Annotated in this window: 4 protein-coding genes; 2 read left to right on the top strand and 2 right to left on the bottom strand. The window is 48.2% G+C overall.

Going from position 1 to position 5,686, the window contains the following annotated elements:
* Positions 1-74 precede the first annotated feature (74 nt).
* Positions 75-1,106 (bottom strand): type II secretion system protein, encoded by a 1,032-nt coding sequence (locus ACQ9LF_RS13850; protein WP_462490013.1) that lies wholly within the window; start codon positions 1,104-1,106, stop codon positions 75-77.
* A gap of 880 nt (positions 1,107-1,986) precedes the next feature.
* On the opposite strand from ACQ9LF_RS13850, the gene ACQ9LF_RS13845 reads away from it, so the two are divergent.
* Entirely contained in the window at positions 1,987-3,201 is a 1,215-nt protein-coding gene (locus ACQ9LF_RS13845; protein WP_462490012.1) for an exo-beta-N-acetylmuramidase NamZ family protein, read from the top strand.
* Positions 3,202-3,304: 103 nt separating this feature from the next.
* Here the strand turns inward: ACQ9LF_RS13845 and ACQ9LF_RS13840 are convergent, their stop codons facing one another.
* Positions 3,305-4,630 (bottom strand): Gfo/Idh/MocA family protein, encoded by a 1,326-nt coding sequence (locus ACQ9LF_RS13840; RefSeq protein WP_462490011.1) that lies wholly within the window; start codon positions 4,628-4,630, stop codon positions 3,305-3,307.
* Positions 4,631-5,301: 671 nt separating this feature from the next.
* Between ACQ9LF_RS13840 and ACQ9LF_RS13835 the strand changes: the two genes are divergently transcribed.
* On the top strand, positions 5,302-5,686 hold a 385-nt coding region (locus tag ACQ9LF_RS13835), incomplete at its 3' end, for a hypothetical protein (RefSeq protein ID WP_462490010.1).

The following is a 5,686-nucleotide window of genomic DNA, read 5'->3' as shown; positions in this document are numbered from 1 at the left end:
AGGTTATGAAATGGCTTCTATAAACAAAAAAGCCCTGCGGTTTCCCGCAGGGCTTATTTTGTTGTTAAATCAAATTACGGAATAAGCGAATCACCAGCATGGTCATTGACCAGAACTGAATCTTCTGAACCTGTGGCAAAGAATTGGAGACGAGTAGTTTGGTAAGAGCCTCTTCGCCACTGCGTCTGATTCGTTGCAACAGCAGGCGGCACGGCATCAAAACGGGTATAGATATTGTCATTACGGGTTGAAACATCTGAACGTGTTTCATAGGCAGAATGACCATCGGCATACAGAACGTTCTGACCTTCACGGCCATGAGGCTGAGCATTGGCACAATCCTTTTCGTACTTCTGAAGAGTAACGTTATTGCCCGACCAGTCACCACCTGTGGAGGATGAAGCACCTATTGGACCAACTCTGTCAATATAGGTCTCAGCCGTAACACTGCCTTTTTGCAATTTGTCATCAAAGTATGGGTTTTTATCTGCCATGACAGCGAAAGAAGCCGCCCGGGAACCAGTTGCACTAAAACTTGACTTTTTACCGGTAGCACTTGCACCTGGATAACCCGCAGCATAAGGATTGTGGTAGGAATAGCTGACGCATTTCGTCGGACCCTCAGGCGACAAAGTACCACCAGGGTTTGGATGGCCAAAATCGAACAGATCAACAAAGTCATACGGTACACCACCCTTGCCTTCATTTTTGCCGCTGAATTCCGTCTCGCCGCCGGCCGGGCAGACAAAACTCTTGGGGCTGACATCAGCTTCACGAACCAGCAAATAGAGACTCGCACCAACCGTAATCAAACTTCGCGCCGAGGCAGGCTGTTCTTGCAAAGTCTTTTGCCAGTAGGCTGTTCCATCACTCCATGCTGGCCCTGCTTGGCCACCCCAGCCGCCGCCCTGAACGACATATTCGTCGTCATAGTCATTGGCATACACCATCTGGGCATTTCCAAGCCCCTTAAGGTTAGTGCCGCAGATGACGCGCTGAGCGATCTTTTTGACCTTGTTCAGCGCCGGCATCAGGATGGCCAGCAACATGGCTATGATCGCGATCACGACCAATAGCTCAATCAGTGTAAAACCTTTCTTTTTCATAACTTTCTCCTTTCGGTTACGAAATTTTGCAAACTCAAACGCCTCCTGCGATTTGGACGATAATTGCCATTGTGTGTCCCGACGCAGGACACGCGATAAGGAGGCGCCGGCAAAATCTCTTACATTTCTCAACACTGCTAAAACAACCAGTTACCACTGTTCTATTCGGCCCATACTCCGGCCTATGAGAAATGCCGAAAAGGAAGGAGAAAAAGAATGAGTAAATAATTGCATCATTTATAATAACCACTTACACCTGACCTTTTCGCAACTTCTCACTATCCCGAATATACATCCGTATAAATACCGTGTCAAGTTTTTTTGGGAAATTCCGATAAAAATTTTTCTATTACACGATTTGCTTGTGTTTTTCTGCAATACAGCTCACTTATTAACTGGTAATTCCACATACAGAATACCTCTTTTGATTCACGGCCACTTTGCGATTACAGGCCAGAGGGCTTTCCATTTGAGGGTTGAAACCTTCATCTCCGGCCGACCGGTCGGGGAATGATAAGTAGATGATATAGGACATTCTCGGTCCAATACCTGGAGGGCAGCTCGGTGTGCCGACCCGCACCAATGCCCGCCGCCAGATTCGAGAATCACGCTGCCCCCGCCATCGGTCATGGATTGTGTTAATCTGCGAAAAATCCTGGGCTGATATTGTGGGGATTCAACCTGCCCGTGGGAAAAGAGATGCTCGGTCGGTGTTTTTTATAACTTCCGGTCAGAATCCCCAAACCGATGGAGGCAGCTGTCACTCGAATCGTGTAGGGCATTGTTTGTTCTCGGAATGAGTTGGCATTTTCTCAGACAGTCATTATACTGAAAATCAGATGTGAATCAAGCCGGTTCGCAGCATTTTAAGGAGTTTAAAATGATGTTCACGATCATCGGAGTGTTGGTTGCCTTGTGCCTGGCTGCCCAGCCTATCGAGCCGCAGTCTGTGCGAACAGGACTTGATCAGATTGGTGCACATCACAGCCTGTTCGAAAACAAACGCGTCGGCATCGTTGCCAATCATACCGCCCGCAACAGCAAAGGCCAATTCATTGTCGATGTATTCAGAGAAATGGAAGGCGTTTCCGTCACGGCACTGTTTGGCCCCGAACACGGATTCGAAGGTGTCGCCCAGGATGGAGTCAAAGTAACCGACGCCTCTTTCAACGGCATCCCGATTTACAGCCTATATGGAAAGACATACAAACCCACACCGGAGATGCTGGCCAATGTTGATGTACTGGTCTTCGACATTCAGGATATCGGGGCGAGGTATTACACCTACATTTACACGATGGCCTATAGCATGGAAGCCGCTGCCGAATGCGGCAAACCCTTTGTGGTGCTGGACCGGCCCAACCCGATTAATAGCCTTAGCGTTCAGGGCAATATTCTCCATCAGGATTTCGCCTCCTTCGTTGGTCTGTATCCCATCCCCGTCCGACACGGTATGACCATTGGCGAACTGGCCCGTTTGTTTAACGGCCAGAAATGGCTCAAAAACGGCATCCAGGCTGACCTGACTGTGATTGAAATGGCCAACTATCAGCGCTGCCTGTGGTATGACCAGACAGGGCTTGCCTTTATCAGGCCCTCCCCTAATATGACGAACCTCGATGCGGCGGCGGTTTATCCCGGCCTGTGCCTGCTGGAAGGAACAAATCTATCCGAGGGACGGGGGACGGACCGGCCATTCCTGCAATGCGGCGCTCCCTGGATCGATGCCGAAGCCTTCGCGGAGGAATTAAACAAGGCCAACTTGCCCGGCTTGCAGTTTGCACCGGTACGTTTCACCCCCACCGCCTCCAAATATGCCAATCAGGACTGCGCTGGTGTGTTAATCACCATCACTGACCGACAGATTCTGGATCCGTTCTGGAGCGGCGTCCATCTCGTCCAGACCGCCTGCAGGATGTATCCTGGAGAATTTGAATGGAATCAGTTGCATTTTGATCACCTATGCGGTACCGACCAAATCCGCATTGCCATCGCCGGCCAAAAGAGTCTGGATGATATTAAAGTCCAAGCCCAAACACAGCTTGAGGCCTTTCTGCCTATCCGACAAAAATATCTGCTCTATCCTGATATGTAGTGATTTCTCAGCAGGAATCAATTGCATTCTATCGGGGGATACAATAAAAAACCGTTTGGCCATGTTATACACAACCAAACGGTTTATCTAAGTCGGAAAGCAACTACGCTTTCTTCTTGTAATCGCGGTAGTGATGGCCAATCCATTCAGGATTGCCGGTTCCACCGGCAAAGGTGCAGGTTGCCGGATCCCACTTGATGGCCTGATGATAACGATACGCCAGATTCATCAGATGGCAGCAAATGGCTGAACGGCCGCCAACCTGTTCATTGGTAATGGGTTTCTTACGTGTCTGCATGCATTCGAAGAAATCATCTATGTGGCCGGCCTTGACCTTGTAAAGCCGTACCCTGGCATCCTTGAGATATTCCCGTTCCACCATCAACAGTTTGGATTCGAGCGAGCCGCCGTCTTCACGGTCTGTGTATTTTGAAATCGTTTTATCGCCGAGGATAAACCAGAATCGGCCGCGATTGACGCGGATTTCACCCTTTTCGCCGTACATATGGACACCGAAACCATCCTTGTGAATCACCTCGGTCCCATTGGCGTAAATCAGCTTCGCTCCGCGTTTGGCGTTGGCATCTTGTGGCGGAATAATCTCAACTGGTCCGCTGTCATCCATTCCCAGTGCCCATTGGGCGATATCCAGATGGTGCGCGCCCCAGTCGGTTACCATGCCACCGCCGAATTCCCAATAATTTCGCCAGTCGGGGAAGTGATCATGCATCCCGCGTGGACTCAACACCGAACTGTAAGGACGCATCGGCGCCGGCCCAAGCCACAGGTTCCAGTCCAATCCGGGCTCCATGGGCTCTTCGGGCAGATCGCATGGCCGGCCGGGGTCGCCGAAACTGCATTCGATACGGCTGATTTTCCCGATGATGCCATTACGAGCCAGCTCACAGGCAACACGGAATTCCGCCGACGACCGCTGCATGGAGCCGGTCTGATGAACACGACCATATTTGTCCACGTCCCGCATGATATCGATGGCTTCCTGAATATCGTGGGTCAGGGGTTTCTCGCAATAGACATCCTTGCCTGAACGCAGGGCTGCCAGATTCTGGATGGCGTGCCAGTGGTCAGGGGTGGCAATGCACACCGCATCGATATCTTTGCGGGCGATGATTTCCTCGAAATCGACATAGGGTTTGCAATCAGCGGTACCCTGTTCCGGGAAACGGGTATAATAGTCATTGACTCGCTTGAGGGCATTTTCACGACGCGTGGTATCCACATCGCAGACCGCAACGACCTGACCACGGGAAAGGAAACCGTCCAACAGGCCCCGGCTTTGCTTGCCCATGCCAATAAAGCCAATTGTGATGCGGTCATTGGGTTTGGTCTGGGCAGCCCAGATAGAGGATGGAAGTATCATTGGCATCGCGGCCGCGGCCTTCAAAAACGCCCTGCGTGAGGTTTTCATCGATTCAGTCCTTTCACTATCATATATTGTAGCATTCAACCGCTTCTCAACTTTGTATTTACATTGCGACAGAAAGAGACTTATCATTGTATGACAAAATCAGACCCGTCGAAGTTACAATAGTAAGATATAATACTTCCTCATTTCCCTCCCATAAATCATATTGCTACGGCTGACTCTTGCCTAAATAGAAATTGATTGGAGCGTCAAAGAAGCTCATAAAGCAAAATACTTGAGTAACTGATAAGTGGTTTAGAATCATTATTTCTGGTGTTGGTTTTGGACAGCATAATAAGGCAATCTGACATGGCAAATGGTACAATCTCTCCTAAAAGCCTGCTTTTAAAAAAGGGACTTTTTATGCCTCCTATTTTATCTTGGAGTTTGTCGCCATTCAAAACCGATTTTCAATTATCTTATGGCACACCAATAAAATTCGTGCAAGTACAAATATAGAGACTAAATATGTCTTTATTTATTCTTTTGCTTTTTGTATCGTTAGGTTTTATGATAAAGCATCGAAAAAAAACCAGGATGTTATTTGTTTCAGCCGGAAAATACAGGTAAGTGAGGTTTGAATTTGGCCGTCTATTAGGACAATGACGGCACTTTATGTCTTGATATGGTATATTGTAATTAAACAGATCGTCGAACTATTCAGGATATATTATATGAGCATTATCGGTGGCTTTTTTTATTTTGAGAATACCCCAGATCAACATGATATCCATGAGGTTCTGAATCAATTTCACTGCTTGTCTTCAGAGTCAACTCATGACGACAAAATAGAGGTAACCCAATACGCTCACGGCTATTTATTTTCCAAGGGGAAACAGAATATTCGCTCTTTGATTACATCCAAGAAGGATTCTCTTGGAAATGCCTTTCTCATGCTGGGATACAGCAACCTCAATGACTGGAAAGCCTGGAATGTATCCCAAGACAGTCTTGCTCTACCCGATGTATTTGGCCCCTCTTTTTCGGATAAGTTAACTGAAATGGAAGGGGAATATACCGCCTTCTATTTTGATGCAAAAACAGACATCCTTCATGTCA

Origin of the sequence: Anaeroglomus insulsum (assembly GCF_050689095.1) — a bacterium.
Taxonomy (GTDB): Bacteria; Planctomycetota; Phycisphaerae; order Sedimentisphaerales; family Anaerohalosphaeraceae; genus Anaeroglomus; species Anaeroglomus insulsum.
This window is presented reverse-complemented; position numbering and strand designations above follow the sequence as displayed.